Below are 18786 nucleotides of genomic sequence, written 5' to 3' on the forward strand. Positions count from 1 at the left end.
TCATCTGTGGTGTCTGTGTCCTCGTCCCCTATGGTGCCCATGACCGTGACCAGGTCCTTTCTTTTCGTAGATATACACTTTCCTCGCATGCCCCGGAGGTCTTCCTCTTCTTCCGTGATGTTCATGAACAACGCATGAAATTAGCATCAATATAATGGTAGAAATTCCTAACATTTTAATCAAACCTTTCATTTTTTTCTATTTTTTCAAATTTCGTCTTGAAAAATATCAATGTTAATGCCAAAATGGGTTTTAGAGTTTTAGAGTTTTAGAGTTTTAGAGTTTTAGAGTTTTAGAGTTTTAGAGTTTTAGAGTTTTAGAGTTTTAGAGTTTTAGAGTTTTAGAGTTTTAGAGTTTTAGAGTTTTAGAGTTTTAGAGAAAATTAAATTTTAAATTTCGCACATCCTAATTTTTTTTGAAAAATTTCTGATCTCAAATCCAGCATCTGGCATCTGGCATCTGGCATCTAGCATCTAGCATCTAGCATCTAGCATCTAGCATCTAGCATCTAGCATCTAGCAAAATTAATCAATCGCCTCGCTTCTCTTTTCCAGCATCACGACATCTTTCCATTCTCCGTTGAGTTTTGCTAATTTTTTTCTAACGCCAACCGTTCGGAAACCATTTTTCTGATGAAATTTCAAAGCACTCACATTTTCGGGGAAGAGATTGGTCTGTAAAGTCCAGAATCCGTGGTTCTCGCTATCCAAAATCAGCTTTTTAAGCAAAATAGAACCTAGACCTAACCCCTGATGATTATTGTCCAGATAAATGCTCACTTCGGCAACTCCTTTGAAACTCTCTCTTTTACTGATCGGTTTCAAAGCACACCAGCCAATAACCTCATTGGTTTCATTCTCCAAAACCCAGCGGCAATCGTTGTAATATTCCATATTCCAGGCTTCTGCGGTAGGAACTGTTGTTTCGAAACTCGAAATTCCGCCTTCAATTCCCTGTTTAAAAATTTCCAAAACTCTTGCTTCGTCACTGGGAAGCATTTCTCGCAATTCGTAATTCATGATCTATCTAAGGTATTTTCGTTTATTTTTTCTTTTAATTCTGGAATAATGGGTTTGCTTACTTTTCTCATCTTCGGAAATTACGCTTATATTTCCGTCAACTTCCAAAATCGAAAGCTTTACATTTTCTATTCCATCTACTCCATGTTCGCGAATCGCTTCCTCCAGTTCATCTCTCGTAATTTTTACTTTGTTTAAAGCTTTTTCATCAATTTTTCCGTCTCGTACTAAAATTACAGGATCTTCTTCCATAAAACTTTCGAATTTCCGATTGGAAAACATGAGCCTTTTCAAAATAAAATTAGCTGCAAAAAGAACCAATGCAGCCACCAATCCACCCTGAAGAGAAGTATCCGGTCCTACCATCGCATTCTGAACCGCGTTTGAAATCAATAATAATAAAACGACATCTCCTGCGTTTAACTGAGAAAGCTGATTTTTCCCAAACAAACGAATAGCAATGACCATGAAAAGGTACACGCAAAGGGAACGGACAACAACGTCGAGGATTGGATTCACAAGAATTTATTTATACTCAAATGTATACATTTTTATGATTCGTAAAGACAATTTTTGATGAGAAATAATATTCTGAAATTGGCATATATTTTGAAAATCAAAACTTTAATAATGAAAAAACACACTTTTATGAAAAAATTATTTTTCTTTTTAAGCATTTTCCTCTTGTTTACAAGCTGTCTGAAAAGTGAAAAGAAGCCTAAAGCAAGCAACAATGCGGAAATTACCAAAAAAATAGAGCAGCTCTACTCCAGTTACGGAAAATCCAGTGATGTACTTTATGATAAACCTTTTGATGGTAATCTTTTTTCTCCAACCTTAAAGCAAAAATTGGAAGAAGCACTTAATGCGTCAAAAGCAGATATTGAAAAAGTGAAAAAGAGTGCCCATCCTGATGAAAAACCAATGGTGATAGAAGGTTCTTTGTTTACGAGTTTGTATGAAGGTTATACTTCTTATAAAATTCAAAATATCATGGAGCAAAATCATCCTAAAGAATCGATGGCAACGGTAAAAGTTCAATTAGAAAATTCATCGGTTTCGCCAAAAGAAGTTTGGACTGATACCATTCACCTCATCAATAATTCCAATAACGGATGGCGAATTGATAATATCAATTTTGATACTAAAGCCAATTCTAAGGATTTGAAGACCGACCTGGATCAGTTTATTTCAGCAACTAAGCAATAAAAATAAAAGCCACTCGATTTTGAGTGGCTTATTTTTTAAGGACATTGTGCAATGGGAACTGTACTGCAAACTGTTTTGTTCAATCTTTCACAATACACACAATATTGCTTTGGTTGCCCTCCGTACACTGACTTTAAGTCTGATTTTGTTAGTTTCTTTAAATTTTTCATATCGTTTTAATGTTGTGGATTAAATATAAAACGAAAATTATCCTTAAATATTACAGTTTTACAATCAAATGTTCTACGATTTACATATTAACTTTTTATATTTATTAAAGGTTTCGACAAGCTTAGCCGGACAATGGTATAAAAAAATAAAACCACGCAGAATTGCATGGTTTTATTTTAAAAAAAATTTTATGAAATTATCTGTTGTTGATCTCTACTGTCACAGGCATTACATAAGTGTAGGCAACTAAATTTTCATTCATTTTTTTGCGGTCTACTTTGTAATCTAATTCGCTTAAAACCATTTCAATTTCCTTGCTTACGCTTTTGCAATCTCCGTTAGAATGTACATTTACAATCTTTCCGTTTTTTGCAATATCAAACTTCACCACAGAATTTACGGTTCCCTGTTTATAATCGGTATTGGTAAAATCAAAGTTATCCATCAGTTTATGCCTGATATCGTTGAATGCTTCACTTTTACTCAACTGAATCTCTTCAATCATATTATCATTGGCTGTTTGTGCTTTTACATTATTCATTACCACTGAAAAACCACAAATAAAAAGTAAAGCAACAAATATTTGAATTTTATTTTTCATAACTAACTGGTTTAAAATATTATACTAAATTCTTTTTGTATCTCTTAACCAAAGTTATTAAAAATAATTCATATTAAATTTACATTGAGTTAACATTGAGTTAACATTAAAATTTAAATAATTGATTTTCAGCAGAATAAATTTTTAAAATAATTGAAAATTTAATATTGGGAGTTGAATTTTAGGTAAATTAAGGATTGGATCTTATTGAAAATAAAAAAAGAATCTGCTTTCGCAAATTCTTTTATATAGTCAATTTAATGTTTTTAAAGTCCTTCAATAATTCTTTTACTTTCTAATTCATCAATAATAAATTTTGCATCACTCTCGTTAATGTATCTATTATCATATAACCAATGAATTCTACCCATCTGAACCTGATAAGGAAGTATGCTATCAACCTTATAATACTCTTTTAAAAAATACTGTTTTTTAGCATCTTTTATTTTTGAAATAAAAAGATCTACTTCTTGAATATCTTTCTTTCTATATAAAAATGATAAAGGTTTGGTGGCACCAATATTTTTTACATTTTCCCTTCTGAATTCAGTATTACATATACTTGCTACAATTAAAGAAGGTAACATTGCTACACCAAAAACAATCATACCAGAAGGATAAGTATATCCGTAATGATCATTAATTATAATGGTTAATAATATTGAATTAAATACCATAATCAAAACGATTGCAATAAGCACTAAATCTTTCGACTTTCTAAATACCGTTTCATCCTCATTAATATCTCCAAAATAAACTTTATATTCATTGACTTCCTTTGCAAAGTTATTCTTTACAAACACTCCATCTTCCTGAATTTCAAGATATTTTGAATTCCGTCCATCTTTTTGTGTTAATGTTTTCATCTGACGCTATTTTTACTCCAATTCCCTCTTCAAAAACTTCCCCGTCAAACTCTTCTTCGACTTCACAATTTCCTCAGGCGTTCCTTGCGCAACAATTTGTCCGCCGTATTTACCACCTTCTGGTCCAACGTCGATAATATGATCGGCCAGTTTTATTACATCCATATTATGTTCAATAATGATGAACGAATTTCCTAATTCTACCAGCTGATTAATAGCATCCATCAGTATTTTTACGTCTTCAAAATGAAGTCCGGTGGTTGGTTCATCAAGAATGTATAAAGTATTTCCGGTTTGTCTTTTCGATAATTCCGTTGCCAACTTGATACGTTGCGCTTCTCCTCCCGAAAGTGTGGTAGACTGCTGTCCCAACGTAATATATCCCAAACCAACATCCTGTAAAGTTTTCACTTTCGCAAAAATCTTAGGAATTGGCTGGAAAAATTCTACCGCTTCATCAATCGTCATATCCAACACATCAGAAATTGATTTTCCTTTGTAGCGAACTTCTAATGTTTCTCGGTTGAAACGTTTTCCGTTACAAGTTTCACAATGCACATAAACATCCGGCAAGAAATTCATTTCAATAACCTTCAAACCGCCACCTTGACAAGTTTCACATCTTCCACCTTTTACATTGAAAGAAAATCTTCCCGGCTTATAACCACGAATTTTACTTTCAGGCAATTCTGAGAAAAGATTTCTGATGTCCGTAAACATCGCTGTGTAGGTTGCAGGATTCGAACGTGGTGTTCTTCCGATTGGCGTTTGGTCTACATCTACAATTTTATCGATATGCTCAAGACCTTCGATTTTTTTATAAGGCAAAGGCTCCTGAACGGCTCTGTAAAAATGTTTATTCAGGATTGGGTACAAAGTTCCGTTGATCAAAGAAGATTTTCCGCTTCCTGAAATTCCTGAAACCACGACCAATTTTCCTAAAGGAACATCAAGTGTTACATTTTTAAGATTATTTCCTGTCGCGCCTTTTAATATAATATGTTTACCGTTTCCTTCCCTTCTTTTTTCAGGAATGGCAATTTTTCTTTTTCCGTTAATATATTGAGCGGTAATCGTATCAGCTTTCAACAAATCTTTTGGCTTTCCCTGCCAAAGAATTTCTCCACCGAATTTTCCGGCTCTCGGACCAATATCCAGTACCTCATCGGCTTCTAAAATCATGTCTTTATCGTGTTCTACAACCAAAACCGAGTTTCCGATATCACGAAGATTTTTTAATGAATTAATCAACCTTTCATTATCTCTTTGGTGCAATCCGATACTTGGTTCGTCTAAAATATATAGAACATTCACCAATTGAGAACCAATTTGTGTTGCCAGACGAATCCTTTGAGATTCCCCTCCGGAAAGCGTTTTCGAACTTCTGCTTAAACTTAAATAATCTAAACCAACATCCAGTAAAAACTGAAGTCTGGTTTCGATTTCCTTTAAAATTTCGTGAGCAATGATTGATTTTTTCTCAGAAAATTTATCTTTAACATCGTGAAGCCAATCTTTTAAATCAATTAAACTTAATCCGTTAACCTCAGCAATATTTTTCCCGTCGATTTTAAAGCTTAAACTTGAAGGCTGAAGACGTGTTCCTTTACATTCAGGGCACGTTTCTTCTGTGGTGAAATGTCTTTCCAGCAAAATCGCTTCGTAAGATTCTCGTTCTTCGATAATTTCTTCCATAAAAGGAATTAAACCATCAAAACTGATTTTGATCTTTTTGGTAATTCCCGCGTATTTAAGATCTTTATTAAACTCTTTATGACAACCGTTGTAGATATAATCCAACGCTTCTTCCGGAATATCCTGAAAAGAAGTTGACAGTCCCAAACCGAAAATTTCCAAAATATTTTTGATCTGAGAAAGCACCCATTTATTAGATTTGATATCTTCCAAAGGCAACAAACCTCCCTGATTGATAGATAATTTCGGATTTTCAACAAAATAATCGGTGTTGATCTTTTTGATCATTCCCAACCCTTTACAATTGGGGCAGCTTCCTTTTGGTGAATTGAAAGAAAACGTGTTAGGTTCCGGTAAAGCTAATGAATGACCGGTTTCAGCATCCATCAAATTTTTAGAGAAATATTCAATCTCCGTGCTTCCTAACTTTTGAATTCCGATAATTCCCTCGCCCATTTCCATCGCAGTACGCAACGATTTTTCCATTCTGGATTCGGAAGCGGTTTCGCCAATAATCCAACGGTCGATTACAATATCGATATCGTGGGTTTTGTAACGGTCTAGTTTCAGATCATATTCAATATCCTGCAGTTCGCCATCAATTCTTGCCTGACCGTAACCCTTTTTAGCCATCTGCACAAAAAGTTCGTGATAATGCCCTTTTCTGGAACGTACCACAGGTGCCATCAACATAATTTTTTCACCTTTATAATTTTCTTTGATGGTTTCAAGAATCTGCTCTTCGGTGTAACTTACCAATTTCTTCCCTGTAGTCTGCGAATAGGCATCAGAAACCCTTGCATACAAAAGACGAAGAAAATCGTACAATTCTGTAACGGTTCCAACCGTTGAACGTGGGTTTTTATTGGTTGTTTTCTGTTCAATGGCAATTACGGGTGACAATCCTTCAATTTTATCAACATCAGGACGTTCCAAACCACCTAAAAACTGTCTCGCATACGCTGAAAACGTTTCGATATAACGACGCTGACCTTCAGCAAAAATAGTATCAAAAGCCAATGACGATTTTCCGCTTCCCGAAAGCCCCGTAATTACGACCAATTCGTTGCGTGGAATTTTTACATTGATGTTTTTAAGATTGTGCTCACGTGCGCCGTAAACTTCTATATATTCTGTTGATTTACTCATAATTTGGGGTGACTTTACCTGAAAATCACGATGTGCAAAATTACGGATTTTTTAGGAATTTTCGGTGTTAAAAAATGTTAGAAATTATTGATTGAATCAATGATAAACCTTCTGACTTTTTCGGATAAAAAAACAGCACTATTCTTTTTCAGCCTTCTAAGACTTCAATTTCTTTAAATATCCTTGAAATTTAACATTATGATTGTCATTCCGAAGGAATCTCGGTTAGCATCTTTCCATTAGAATATCTTATACGATGTCTAGATTCCTACGGAATGACAAATTGAGAGAAAATCATTTAACAAAAAAACCGACGAAAAAAATTTCATCGGCTATCTTTATAGTTGTTTTTAATTGTTTATTTCACAAACGTATTATACGAATTCAGTATCGAATCATAAGCAGAATCGATTTGCTGAATATCGCTGTCTGAAATTTGTCCTGTTGATTTTGAATCTCTGATTAGTTTTCTGAAAACATCCAGGAAGGTGCTCGCGTTCTTATTTACCGCTTCAAACTGAGATTTTTTGTAAGAATACTGCGTATCTTTTACATTAAACACCATCTTTGAATTGGTTTCAACCGCTTTGGCAAATTCATCATATTTTTTCTGCGCTTCTGCCTCATTGAATTTTCCGTCATATTGCTTTCCTATAACTCCATAAGCAGAATCTAAAGAATTCATCATGTTCTTGGAAGAAATAATAAACTCCTTCATTGGATGATCTTTCAAAATAATATCTTCGGCTTTATCTGTGGCAGGTTTTATTTTATCTAAAATACCTTCTCCTGCGATAAAAAATGCCTGAGCATCTGTTTCTATCTCTTTTCTGATGGCTTCAGCTTTTACACCTTTATCATCTTTGAAATCTTCCGCCTGCATATACGATTTAAGCTCCTCCAGCTTCTTTTCTATATTTTCTTTTTTTGCTTTATAAGTCTGAAAATCGGTTTCAATGGCTTTCTGGTCTTTATCAAAACCACTCGGCACCCCTTTTATTTTAGAAAAAGAATAATCTGTACCTCCAATCACAGAAGGAATATAACTTACGTTCTCACCTTTCGCCTTTGAAACTGCTGCATCCGCATATTTCAGGATATTATCGATACGGTCTGAAGTTCTTTTATAGGAATCTAAGAAATCATTATTAAAATCAATGATTGCATTTGCATCATTCTGGCCGCCTTTTGCGATTGCATTTCCAATCTTCTCCATTCCTTTTTTGCAGCTTACAGTGACGACGCTTAACGACAGCGCCATAGCCAGCACAATAATTTTCTTCATAATTTTAATATTTAAGTTGTAGTTTATTTTAATTAAAAATCGGTGTCGTCGTTGGTTACTTTCACCTGATACTCAATACCGTCGATTGCTTTAGAAACAATTTGATTCCGAAGAATGTTAGCCATATTTTCCCAATATGCCCTTCCATAAAAAGCATAATTTTGCGGAATAATTTCTATCTCAACCGTTCTTACGAAACCTTCTTTCGGTCTGTTGCTGATCATGGTTCCACGAGTTACCCTTACATCCTTCAATTCATCTTTAAGCACCATTCGGCAATAATTTTTAACATCTTCCAGAGAAATAATTTTGTCTCTTGTTGTTAAAGCATATTTATACGCCTGAATACTGTCGGTTCCCTTCTGTTCTTCTGCACCCCCGATCGTTTCTGTTAAAAGCACCAAAGTCTGAGATTTTAACTGATTGGAAAGTTCCGTCCCAGGACGCATGTGGTTGGCCAAAGTGCAATAGGTAACCCAAAAAGAGGCATACGTATGATCTGTTTTTTCCACAGGTTCCATGATCACGTAGTTCAGTTCCTGCTTGATATTTCTTTTGGCATTATTAACTTTCTGCACCATCGACTTCATTTTATCAGACATTTCGCTCAGTACGCCTTTTACATTATCTCTGTTTAATAAAGAGAAAGCTGCAATTTCATCTCTCGTAAGCTCCAGAACGCTGGCGATCATATCTACTGCGTTACGGTTGTTGAAGCGTTCCATACCTCCTTTTCGTACGGTGTAGAGTCCTTTTTTAAGATCATCATTCGGGGTGAAAGGTATTTCCGTGTATCTTCTGCCTTCCCCATCCTGAACCTCATCAACATATAAAAAATGTTCGCCATCATCTGTTACGAGCGGAATATTATTCCCCATAATATCTAAACTGTATTCCGTTTTTTTCCAACCTCGGTTATAAATAGGAAATGCATTGAGTACAAAAGAGAAATTATCTAAAATTTCTGCGGTAAACTGTGGCGGAAATTCCAATGTCAGCCATAAATAACGTTTGCCGTCAGTATATTTTTCGATTTCTTCACGTCCTTCAAGAAAATCAAGATTTTGAGGAAGCTTTCCTTCTTCAGAAAATAAACTTCGTGAAAGCCCTGATATTTCAATGAATTTATGATGATAAATACTTTTTACATCTTCAATGATCTTATTCTGAATCGATTGCTCATGAAATATCTGCTCATATCCTTCCGGCTGGCTATTTTTGAGGTAAGAAATACCTTCTTTTACAAATAAAGGATTTCCGTTGCTGGAAACGGTGATGTAAGGCAATAATTTATAGACATAATCTAAATGCTCAAACGCCGGATTTGAACAGAAAATGCTTATATATTTCGGAAAATTCTCGTGAGTATATTTCGTAACATCAATGCCGATCGTTACTTTTCTGTAGTCTTCAGGTTTCCCTGGAAATCTCGCAATAGGAATTTTGTTCAGTCGCTCATCAATTCCGTAGCAGGTATTTCCTACAAACATAATGGAGGTCTGCGCTTTATTGATTCTTACATTCCCGATAGGCGTAAAAGGAATATTGAGTTGCTTATCGGACTCTGATTTGATGGTGGAGGTCATTTGTTTTCTAAAGAAAAACTCGGTATGCTCCAACAAAATCTCCGAAGCTTCATAAGGCTGCGTAAAGGCAATCGCATGAGACGGAATCGGATGGGTGTAAATAGACGGAGTGAGAAGTTTTGCCAGTCTTTCTAAAATTCTGGCGTTTACTGTTTGTATTTCGTTGTTGGCTTTAAAGACTTCGGTGCTGAAGGCATCAATCAAGAGTTTAACGAAAGGATCCAAAGATTGCGGACTTTTCAATCCCCACACTTTTGTGGCATTCTGAAGCATTCTCGCTTTTACCGATTCTTTGGAATATATATTCTGATCTAGGTTCATAAATTCTGGTTACAATTAATAGATTTAATCAATAGACATCGGACTCAGGAAAAGTTCCGTAGAAAAGCTGAAGCGCTCTCCTGTTTCTTCCATTTTTGCATTAATGGCAATCTTTACCTTTTTTTTGATTTCCGTATGTTCTTTGGTATCGTAGCTGTGTTCTACGATGAGGATGTGTGCATCTACCTGTGGCTGCACGATTCGGGGTTCATAATCCTGTATCTGTTTTTTTAAACTTTTAATGAAAACGTTTTCCCAGACGGCACTTGTAACTCCATTGTCGAATTCTAGATTCCAAACGTCGTTTCCGTAATTTTCATCATATCTGTTTTCGCCTTTTTTGGTGGTTATCAGCAACATAATATTGTGGGCAATGCTTTCACCCATGTCGCAGGTGTCTATGCTTCCCCCTTCCGTCATTAATGTTGATGGAACAAAAGGCATTCTGTAATTTGGTGTGTCCATGATTCTACTTCGTTAATTTTTTACTTCATAATTATCGTTTACTTGAAAAGGAATACCAAATTAAACATTTTCTACGAAATATTGCATTGTATAAACTGAATTTATAATTAAAAAATTTCTGTATTCACTTTATATACCTGAATTGTGTTTACTGAGCTTCTTATCCTGAGCGCGAAGCAGTCGAAGGATCTCTTATTATTAGGAATTTAGATTTCACGCCATGACAAAATATGAGAATTATTATACTTAAGAGAATTTCGATATCATTTAGAAAATTTGAAGATGCAAGCAAAACTCCTAGCCCCGATTGTAATGACATCCTTTTTGGTTGCGGCTGGAGAGAAGCGAAAGCCGTAACCAAAAAGATATAATGGAAAGCGGGATAAAGCTTCAAAAAAAGCTGCCTGAAAAGATCAGACAGCTTTTGAAATTTATTCTTGATTTTTTTTATTTCGGTTAATAAAGTAATACACCGGAAGTCCGAGAAGTACCATGACAAATCCCGGCCATGTATACTGCTGTTTGTAGATCAGTAACAAGATACAAAAAACCGTTCCGATGATTAGGTAAATAATCGGCGTTACCGGATACAGCCATGTTTTGTAAGGTCTTTCCAGATTCGGCTGTTTGAATCTTAAATAAATAACTCCAAAAACGGTAATCATATAAAATAATACGATCACGAAAGAAATCATATCCAGAAGGTTTCCGTACTGCCCGCTCAAGCATAATAAAGACGCCCAAACGCCCTGCATCCAAAGTGCATTGGCGGGAACTTCGTTTTTATTATTTTTTTCTGCCTGCTTGAAAAACATTCCGTCTTTTGCCATGGTCTGAAAAACTCTGGCGCCCGCAAGAATTAACCCGTTATTACAACCAAATGTCGAAATCATAACCAAAACAGCAATAATCACCGTTCCTGCACTTCCGAAAATAAAATGAGAAGCTGCTACCGCTACCCTGTCGTTTTCTGCAAAAGCAATCGCATCTCTGTCCAACGCATTTAAGTAAACGTAATTGACAGCAATATATAAGATCATTACGGCAGAAGTTCCGTAGATCATCGATTTTACAACATTTTTTTTAGGATTTTCAATTTCTCCCGAAACGAAAGTTACACTTTCCCATGCTACAGAACTGAATACAGAACCAACCATGGCTGCTGCAATTCCACCCATTAAAGTCATTCCACCAATAGGTTGCCAACTTTCTTTTAAGAAATTACCTAAAGTATCTTTTTTAAGATTGTTGAAAGAATCATATCCGAAATTAAAATTTTCCGCCAAATGTGAGAAATCTACTAAAATAAATCCCGCAGCAATTAATCCTAATAAAGCAATAATCTTTGATCCTGTAAAAATATTTTGTAAGAATTTTCCACTTTCAACTCCTCTTGTGTTAATATAAGTAAGCAAAACAATAACTGCAATTGCCAGAATCTGAATCCACGTAATTTTAAATTCTCCACTTTGGATAATGGGTGCAGCATTATTTAAAGCAGGAACTAAATATGCGGTAAATTTTCCAAAAGCCATCGCCACTGCGGCAATCGTTCCTGTCTGAATGACCGTAAACAATCCCCAACCATAAAGAAAACCCATTTTTTTGCCAAAGATTTCTTTCAGGTACGTGTACTGTCCGCCCGCTTTTGGATACAACGCCGAGAGCTCACCATAGCTGATAGCTGCGGCTACCGTCATAATTCCAGTGATTACCCAAACGACGATCAACCAGAAGCCTGAGCCCAGATTCCGCATCATATCGGCGCTTACAATAAAGATTCCGCTACCAATCATAGAACCCATTACGAGCATAATGGCGTCCCAAAGTTTCAGTTTTTTATGCATATTAAAATATAGGCTTCAAATATAAATAAATATAGGTTTTGTTTTTTATTTTGTTTGAAATTAAATTCAAAAGTATATTTGATACTTTTTATATAACGATTGTAAGGTTTTATTGTTATAAATGATTTTTTGTTTTTCGCTGAATTTTTTACATAAATTTTGTCACCCTGAAAGGATCTGCGCATAGTATTAGGGAATAATATGGAAAGATTCGTGTGCAGATTCTGTCGGGATGACTCAAACCTCATAGGTTTTCAAAAACCTATGAGGTTTAATAATCTACAACGATCGCAAGTTTCTAGCCCCGATTGTAATGACATCCTTTTTGGTTGCGGCTGGAGCGAAGCGGAAGCCGTAACCAAAAAGATACAATGGAAAGCGGGATAAAGCTTCAAATAAAAAATATTGAAATAGTTTTTATTTAAAATGAATGTAAATACAGGAAGAGATGACCTGTTTTTTATCAAGTTTTTGAGGATTTATGATTAAATTTTTATTAGTACTTTTGAAAAAAATATTAAAAATGAAATTCAAAGCAATATTATTCGCAGCAGCGGTAAGTTTTTCGACCTTAGCTTTTGCACAGGAATCAAAGAAATTTGGACCTCCGGCAGGAAATGCAGTGGTGGGTGACATCTACGGAGGCGGCGTGGCTTCTAATGTAGAATCGAAAGCAATATCTGTAGATAAATTGAGCAAAAAGCTTAAAAAAGATAATAAAAAAGTAGAAAACGTAGCTGTAAAAGGTAAAGTAACAGACGTTTGTGAGAAAAAAGGATGTTGGTTAACGATTCAGACTGAAGATAATTCTCAGTTTTTCGTGAAAATGAAGGATTATGCATTTTTCGTTCCGACTGCTTTGAAAGGTAAAAACGTAGTTTTGGATGGAACTGCCGAAAGAAAAGTAACTTCTATCGACGAGCAAAAGCACTATGCTGAAGATGCTAAAAAACCTCAAGCGGAAATCGATGCGATTACAACTCCGAAAGAAGAGATCAGATTTGTAGCAAACGGAATTAAAGTGATTAATTAAATTGCAAATACAATTCTTATAAAATAGAAAAGCGGAACAAATTGTTCCGCTTTTTTAGTCTTCTATCGTAAAACTTACTTCTGCATCCAGTTTCGGATATTTAGTGGCAGAGATAAATTTCTTTCCGCTGCAATCGATCTCAATCCAGCCTTTTCTCTGTTTCACATCTCCCACTTCCATCACAAAAGGAATAAAAGAAATTTCGTCTTTTCCTTCTTCTTTTATTTCGCGATACTGAACGGCAATATCCAAAATGCATTCATGATCGGTATTCAGTTTTACATTTCGGTATACAATATCATAATGCGTTTCCTGATTTTCGGGAATATCATAATAAGTTTCCCAACCGTCGATATTTGAATTTAATTCAGAAATTGCTTTCAAAGCATAATACAATGCAATCGTATAATATTTTCTTGTGCTTTGTCTCGTGTAGTCATCTACAAAATGTCCACCTTCAAATAAAATTGTCGGCATTCCGGCTTTGATAAAATTATCTCCTGTGGAAGTCGGATAAAATTCATCAGAATATCTTCCAATCTGATTCGGAATTAAGTCTTTTAAATGATGATAAATATTTCCTATAACTGCCATACATTTTTTACGGTTTTCAGTTACCGTTCTCTCTACATTTTCAGAAGGTGCCAAAAATGATAAAGTAGCGGGATGAATTCCGTCTGTCGTAAAAATCGTTCTTTGCTCGTGAAGGTTCAGAGCATAATCATATTTTTTAGAAGCGACTATATTTTTAAGAAATTTAATCTCCTTACTGGCTTCATTATGAAAATCTCTGTTCAGATCAATATCGGAAGCATTCAGCCTCGTCCATCTTTCTGAACCATCCGGATTAAGCATAAAAATAAAATCAAGTTTAATTTTGCTGAATAACCCTTCCTTCAATTCCGGAGATTTATCTAAAGTCATTAACAAGTCGAGCATCGCATGAGTTGCATTCGATTCGTTGCCGTGCATTTGCGACCAAGCTAAAACTTGTATTGCTCCGGTTCCAACTGTTAATTTATAAATAGGTTTTTCTAAATACGATTTTCCGATCTCTTGAATGTGATCGCTGAGATTGTTCTGTAGATAAGAAAATAATTTTTCAGGAGAAATATAGCGATTTGGGAAATCTGGATTTTGCTGATAAAGCTGTTCAAAATTCATTCTGTAATAGTTTACAAGAGTCAAATTTAACTATTTTTCATCAAAAATTAAAATTAACATTTGTAACTTACATAAACAGTATGAACTGCCAAAATGTCTGTTGATAAAATTGTTAATTGAAAATAATTTATTTTATATTAAATAACCAGTTTAAAATCAGTTATTTATTAAATTCATCTAAACAGATATTATAAGATTACTTTAAGTAGTAAATGTCCTGTTTTAAGAAATTTAAGCATAAAAGTATTAAACACTTTGAATGTGGAAAACTATCGCAAAAACAATAATATACAATTGTAAATTAGCTTCAACTACTATTATTGTATTCTTAAAAATTTGTCGTTTATCCCAAATATTTAGATTTGTAAACAAGTTAATTATCATTGCATGCCAGCATTAACCTTATTTAACCAAAATAAGTTGTATATCTTCTTAAATAACTATTCAAGAGGTTATTTACAAACGTAAATCTTCTCAAACACTCATAAATAGAGGTTTATCAGCTATAATTCCCGCTATTTATAACTTTATGGAATTAACAAAACAAATATAAATCTATTATTTAATTAGTAATGTAGATTAGTAAGAAACTTATCCATAATTTATATACTTTTTAATGATTTTAGCAGTAAAATTTGGATTTTAGAGGATTAACAATTGTTTATTATTATATAATTAGTTGTTTATCAGTAACATATATAGTTTACATTTGTATTTAATATTAATTCACAATTGTTCACTGTGGTAATTTGCATTTGTAAATTATATTATTTACATTTGTAACAAGATTTAAAACCTATAAAGATGAGTTTAAACGAGAGAATTTCAAAAGTAATAGAGTATTCTAATCTCACCCCTTCTGAATTTGCAGATGAGATCGATGTACAACGATCTTCTATTTCTCATATTACCTCCGGAAGAAACAAACCGTCTTTGGAATTTATAATCAAAATAAAATCTCGCTTTCCTGAGTTACTTTGGGATTGGTTGGTTACCGGCGAAGGTGAAATGTTAAAATCTGAACTTCCCGAAACCACTCCGATGAAAGAAGATACTGAAGAAGTTTTGGAAACAGAAAAAACGAAGACCACTTCTCTACCCGACCTTTTTACGATGATGAACAGCGATCTTGATTTTGGAACAGAAGAACCGGAAATAGAAGCGCCAAAATCGAGTCTTGGAGAATCGTTTATACCGCATCAAAGTACAGCATCGGAAAAAATACCGGATTCTCAGCGATTAGAAAAAACTAATGATCAAATAATTAACCAAGTAGTTGAAAATCAACAAAATAAAATAAAACGTATTGTTATCTTTTACGAAAATGGAAAATTCGAGAGTTTTGAGCCATAAAAGGATAGGCACTGCACTTTTAAACCTCCCTGGTTTTTGACCATAGCTGTTAAATACAATTTTGTGATTTCAACTTTCAGGATATTTTTTTTGCTTGTATTGCGTTGCGTATACACAAATATCCAATCATAAAACTTGGGGAGAAATTGTTTAGATGTATTTTTTGCCACGAATGCACGAACATTTTTATTTCCCACAGATCGCAGATAGTGCTGTTTCTGTTGGCTTTTCGCAAAGATGCAAAGATTTTTTTGTAATACTTCATGCTTTTAAGGCGCAAGGATTTTATCAAAGATAAAATTGAGGGGTACAGATTATGGCCACGAATGCACGAATATTTTTATCTCCCACAGATCGCAGATAGCGCTGTTTCTGTTGGCTTTTCGCAAAGATGCAAAGATTTTTTTGTAATACTTCATGCTTTTAAGGCGCAAGGATTTTATCAAAGATAAAATTGAGGGGTACAGATTATGGCCACGAATGCACGAATATTTTTATCTCCCACAGATCGCAGATAGCGCTGTTTCTGTTGGCTTTTCGCAAAGATGCAAAGATTTTTTTGTAATACTTCATGCTTTTAAGGCGCAAGGATTTTATCAAAGATAAAATTGAGGGGTACAGATTATGGCCACGAATGCACGAATATTTTTATCTCCCACAGATCGCAGATAGCGCTGTTTCTGTTGGCTTTTCGCAAAGATGCAAAGATTTTTTTGTAATACTTCATGCTTTTAAGGCGCAAGGATTTTATCAAAGATAAAATTGAGGGGTACAGATTATGGCCACGAATGCACGAATATTTTTATCTCCCACAGATCGCAGATAGCGCTGTTTCTGTTGGCTTTTCGCAAAGATGCAAAGATTTTTTTGTAATACTTCATGCTTTTAAGGCGCAAGGATTTTATCAAAGATAAAATTGCGGGGTACAGATTATGGCCACAAATGCACGAATTTTTTATACCCACAGATCGCCTTTAGATGATATCGTTGATTTTCTATGTTTAACCTTTGCGGTCTTTTATAGGTAGAACGGTTTGGGAGACTTAAAACGGGAGTTGTCAACAAACTTGGGGTGGCTTTGTGTTCAATATGTAAAGTGTAAGGAAAAGAATCTGCATCATTTGTAAAATCTGCGGAGCAAAAAATTTTATCTTATACCATTTTATCTTCGAAATTTCCTTTAAATTATTCAACCCTAAGGGGTTATAACATCATTAAATACTTGTTCGTCGGGCTGCACCCGACGCTACTGATAGGTAACCCCTTCAGGGTTTATTAAGGTAAATTCAAAAAGAAAATAATATTACATTATCTAAACTTTTTTGCCTACTCCCCAACTTTTGAGAATGATCCATCCTTTTCCGGTATGCGTTAGAGAAAACAAAAAACCTGATCAGGTCGCTGATCAGGTCAAAATATTTGAGAAGAAAACTAAAGCTATTGCTTTATTATTTTCAAGCTATCTACGTATAAAATGAATATTCATTTTATTGCTTTCATGGTTTTGAACTAATTTACGAAATTAACATTAATTATGCAACAAAAAACAGTTAATTTTTAATAATTAATATGGGATAGTCAACTATTATGAAGTAAAATATAATCTGGATTTTTATTAATATACCATTTTATTTTTGCAATTTTCTTTACATTATTCAACCCCTTCGGAGTTATAACATCATTGAATACGTATCCATCGACGCTACTGATATTTTTTATTAAGGTAAATTCAAAAAGAAAGCAGAATTATTTTACCAATAAAAAACCTTGCTGTTATTAGCAAGGTTTCTATCTATTAATTGTGAAAATTATCTGCTGCTTTTTCTTCTTTCCAGCTCTTTTTTAATAAGTCCCAGCTCTCGACCCGTTTGTCCTGCCACAGAAGTGTTTTCCTGTGCTCTTCTGGTAAGATAAGGCACAACATCTTTTACAGGTCCGTAAGGAAGATATTTAGCTACATTATACCCTTTATCGGACAAGTAGAAGGTGATATTATCACTCATTCCATATAGTTGCCCGAAGTAGACATGAGGATTACCCGTTTCCAGGTTTTTACCTTTCATTTTATCCATCACGAGCTCAGAAGAGATCTCATTATGGGTTCCGAAGAACGCAGAAACCTTATCGAGATGATTCATCACGAAATCAATTCCCGCATTATAATTCTGATCTGAAGCATCTTTGGTAGGCTGGATGGGATCTGCATATCCTTTTTCTGCAGCTCTGGCTCTTTCTTTTTCCATATAAGCGCCGCGAACAATTTTATAGCCGATAAAATATCCTTTTTCCCTGGCTCTTTGCAAATGGGATTCCATATACTGCAAACGTCCGGTTCTGTACATCTGAATGGTATTCCAGACAATCGGTTTTTCCTGATTATACTTTTCCATCATCTCTTCACACAGATGGTCTGCTGCATCCTGCATCCATGTTTCTTCAGCATCTACCATTACTTTTTTATCATGTTCATAACAAAGCTGGCATACTTCATCAAATCTCTTAACGACTCTCTCCCATTCTTCTTTTTGACTTGAAGTAAGTTCAGCATTCTTTCCGACTGCTTCATACAAATCAATTCTACCAAAAGCTGTAGGTTTAAAAACGATAAACGGAATAGCAGGATTTCCAACAGAAAATCTTACAATATCTTTGATCTCTTTGCAAACAGCATCAAAAGTTGCCTCATCTTCCTTTCCTTCAATTGAATAGTCGAAAATGCTGCCAACTCCTCTTTTGAAAAGCTGCTTAACAACTTTCATACTTTCTTCCCGGGTTTCGCCACCGCAAAACTGCTCAAACAAAGTATTTTTTACAATTCCGGTAACGAAAGGAAAATCATTATGAACGGTGAAATTAAGAACAGAAGTTCCGATTTTCGTAAGTGAGGGCTGTTCTATCATTTTGAACATCCAATACGCTTTCTTTAACTGGGCATCAGATTTATCTGCGAATGCAACTTTAGTATCGTTAAAAATGGGCATTACTTTTATATAAATTTAGGTTTCGCAAATGTAAGAATAAC

16 protein-coding genes are annotated in these 18786 nt (G+C 34.6%); 3 read left to right on the top strand and 13 right to left on the bottom strand.

What is annotated here, in order from left to right; translation table 11 throughout:
• The 3 genes from VUJ46_RS03980 to VUJ46_RS03990 all read right to left on the bottom strand — a co-directional run bounded on the left by VUJ46_RS03980 (window position 1) and on the right by VUJ46_RS03990 (window position 1538).
• Complete coding sequence (locus tag VUJ46_RS03980) at window positions 1–192, bottom strand: hypothetical protein (RefSeq protein WP_326983711.1); 192 nt, start codon at window positions 190–192, stop codon at window positions 1–3.
• Between the two features lie 332 nt (window positions 193–524).
• Window positions 525–1019 (bottom strand): GNAT family N-acetyltransferase, encoded by a 495-nt coding sequence (locus tag VUJ46_RS03985; RefSeq protein WP_326983712.1) that lies wholly within the window; start codon window positions 1017–1019, stop codon window positions 525–527.
• A gap of 3 nt (window positions 1020–1022) precedes the next feature.
• On the bottom strand, window positions 1023–1538 hold the full coding sequence (locus tag VUJ46_RS03990; protein ID WP_326983713.1) for a DUF421 domain-containing protein: 516 nt from the start codon (window positions 1536–1538) through the stop codon (window positions 1023–1025).
• A gap of 129 nt (window positions 1539–1667) precedes the next feature.
• On the opposite strand from VUJ46_RS03990, the gene VUJ46_RS03995 reads away from it, so the two are divergent.
• On the top strand, window positions 1668–2228 hold the full coding sequence (locus VUJ46_RS03995; RefSeq protein WP_326983714.1) for a hypothetical protein: 561 nt from the start codon (window positions 1668–1670) through the stop codon (window positions 2226–2228).
• Window positions 2229–2263: 35 nt separating this feature from the next.
• Here VUJ46_RS03995 and VUJ46_RS22965 read toward each other — a convergent pair whose 3' ends face one another.
• From VUJ46_RS22965 to VUJ46_RS04030, 8 genes are all read right to left on the bottom strand, one after another.
• Window positions 2264–2398 (bottom strand): bacteriocin-like protein, encoded by a 135-nt coding sequence (locus tag VUJ46_RS22965; RefSeq protein WP_267402945.1) that lies wholly within the window; start codon window positions 2396–2398, stop codon window positions 2264–2266.
• Window positions 2399–2595: 197 nt separating this feature from the next.
• Window positions 2596–3000, bottom strand: coding sequence for a hypothetical protein (locus VUJ46_RS04000; protein ID WP_326983715.1), 405 nt, complete (start codon window positions 2998–3000; stop codon window positions 2596–2598).
• A gap of 266 nt (window positions 3001–3266) precedes the next feature.
• The gene (locus tag VUJ46_RS04005) at window positions 3267–3866 is read right to left on the bottom strand and encodes a hypothetical protein (RefSeq protein WP_326983716.1); all 600 of its coding nucleotides are present in this window, start codon (window positions 3864–3866) and stop codon (window positions 3267–3269) included.
• 12 nt (window positions 3867–3878) lie between these two features.
• Window positions 3879–6710 carry an excinuclease ABC subunit UvrA gene (gene uvrA / locus VUJ46_RS04010; protein ID WP_326983717.1) on the bottom strand — a complete coding sequence of 944 codons (2832 nt, stop codon included), beginning with the start codon at window positions 6708–6710 and terminating at the stop codon, window positions 3879–3881.
• A 358-nt stretch (window positions 6711–7068) separates the two neighbouring features.
• Entirely contained in the window at window positions 7069–7995 is a 927-nt protein-coding gene (locus tag VUJ46_RS04015; protein ID WP_326983718.1) for a DUF3829 domain-containing protein, read from the bottom strand.
• A gap of 32 nt (window positions 7996–8027) precedes the next feature.
• Window positions 8028–9902 carry a type VI secretion system baseplate subunit TssF gene (locus VUJ46_RS04020; RefSeq protein WP_326983719.1) on the bottom strand — a complete coding sequence of 625 codons (1875 nt, stop codon included), beginning with the start codon at window positions 9900–9902 and terminating at the stop codon, window positions 8028–8030.
• 24 nt (window positions 9903–9926) lie between these two features.
• Complete coding sequence (locus VUJ46_RS04025) at window positions 9927–10367, bottom strand: GPW/gp25 family protein (RefSeq protein WP_326983720.1); 441 nt, start codon at window positions 10365–10367, stop codon at window positions 9927–9929.
• A 431-nt stretch (window positions 10368–10798) separates the two neighbouring features.
• Window positions 10799–12214, bottom strand: coding sequence for an APC family permease (locus VUJ46_RS04030; RefSeq protein ID WP_326983721.1), 1416 nt, complete (start codon window positions 12212–12214; stop codon window positions 10799–10801).
• Window positions 12215–12737: 523 nt separating this feature from the next.
• Between VUJ46_RS04030 and VUJ46_RS04035 the strand changes: the two genes are divergently transcribed.
• Window positions 12738–13247 (top strand): DUF4920 domain-containing protein, encoded by a 510-nt coding sequence (locus tag VUJ46_RS04035; RefSeq protein WP_326983722.1) that lies wholly within the window; start codon window positions 12738–12740, stop codon window positions 13245–13247.
• Between the two features lie 54 nt (window positions 13248–13301).
• Here VUJ46_RS04035 and VUJ46_RS04040 read toward each other — a convergent pair whose 3' ends face one another.
• Window positions 13302–14411: a M14 family zinc carboxypeptidase gene (locus VUJ46_RS04040; protein ID WP_326983723.1), complete on the bottom strand. Its 1110-nt coding sequence runs from the start codon at window positions 14409–14411 to the stop codon at window positions 13302–13304.
• 804 nt (window positions 14412–15215) lie between these two features.
• Between VUJ46_RS04040 and VUJ46_RS04045 the strand changes: the two genes are divergently transcribed.
• Window positions 15216–15764: a helix-turn-helix transcriptional regulator gene (locus VUJ46_RS04045; protein WP_326983724.1), complete on the top strand. Its 549-nt coding sequence runs from the start codon at window positions 15216–15218 to the stop codon at window positions 15762–15764.
• A 1808-nt stretch (window positions 15765–17572) separates the two neighbouring features.
• On the opposite strand, the gene VUJ46_RS04050 is transcribed toward VUJ46_RS04045, so the two are convergent.
• Complete coding sequence (locus VUJ46_RS04050) at window positions 17573–18745, bottom strand: proline dehydrogenase family protein (RefSeq protein ID WP_326983725.1); 1173 nt, start codon at window positions 18743–18745, stop codon at window positions 17573–17575.
• Between the last annotated feature and the right edge of the window lie 41 nt (window positions 18746–18786).

This window comes from Chryseobacterium sp. MYb264, assembly GCF_035974275.1.
Lineage (GTDB): Bacteria > Bacteroidota > Bacteroidia > Flavobacteriales > Weeksellaceae > Chryseobacterium.

What these genes read in the sequence shown, in the direction of transcription:
- VUJ46_RS04035 (WP_326983722.1), top strand. Translation starts at nt 12,738, where the DNA reads ATGAAATTCAAAGCAATATTATTCGCAGCAGCGGTAAGTTTTTCGACC.
- VUJ46_RS03985 (WP_326983712.1), bottom strand. Translation starts at nt 1,019, where the DNA reads ATGAATTACGAATTGCGAGAAATGCTTCCCAGTGACGAAGCAAGAGTT.
- VUJ46_RS04050 (WP_326983725.1), bottom strand. Translation starts at nt 18,745, where the DNA reads ATGCCCATTTTTAACGATACTAAAGTTGCATTCGCAGATAAATCTGAT.
- VUJ46_RS22965 (WP_267402945.1), bottom strand. Translation starts at nt 2,398, where the DNA reads ATGAAAAATTTAAAGAAACTAACAAAATCAGACTTAAAGTCAGTGTAC.
- VUJ46_RS04020 (WP_326983719.1), bottom strand. Translation starts at nt 9,902, where the DNA reads ATGAACCTAGATCAGAATATATATTCCAAAGAATCGGTAAAAGCGAGA.
- VUJ46_RS04015 (WP_326983718.1), bottom strand. Translation starts at nt 7,995, where the DNA reads ATGAAGAAAATTATTGTGCTGGCTATGGCGCTGTCGTTAAGCGTCGTC.
- VUJ46_RS04040 (WP_326983723.1), bottom strand. Translation starts at nt 14,411, where the DNA reads ATGAATTTTGAACAGCTTTATCAGCAAAATCCAGATTTCCCAAATCGC.
- uvrA (WP_326983717.1), bottom strand. Translation starts at nt 6,710, where the DNA reads ATGAGTAAATCAACAGAATATATAGAAGTTTACGGCGCACGTGAGCAC.
- VUJ46_RS04045 (WP_326983724.1), top strand. Translation starts at nt 15,216, where the DNA reads ATGAGTTTAAACGAGAGAATTTCAAAAGTAATAGAGTATTCTAATCTC.
- VUJ46_RS04000 (WP_326983715.1), bottom strand. Translation starts at nt 3,000, where the DNA reads ATGAAAAATAAAATTCAAATATTTGTTGCTTTACTTTTTATTTGTGGT.
- VUJ46_RS03995 (WP_326983714.1), top strand. Translation starts at nt 1,668, where the DNA reads ATGAAAAAATTATTTTTCTTTTTAAGCATTTTCCTCTTGTTTACAAGC.
- VUJ46_RS04030 (WP_326983721.1), bottom strand. Translation starts at nt 12,214, where the DNA reads ATGCATAAAAAACTGAAACTTTGGGACGCCATTATGCTCGTAATGGGT.
- VUJ46_RS03980 (WP_326983711.1), bottom strand. Translation starts at nt 192, where the DNA reads ATGAAAGGTTTGATTAAAATGTTAGGAATTTCTACCATTATATTGATG.
- VUJ46_RS04005 (WP_326983716.1), bottom strand. Translation starts at nt 3,866, where the DNA reads ATGAAAACATTAACACAAAAAGATGGACGGAATTCAAAATATCTTGAA.
- VUJ46_RS04025 (WP_326983720.1), bottom strand. Translation starts at nt 10,367, where the DNA reads ATGGACACACCAAATTACAGAATGCCTTTTGTTCCATCAACATTAATG.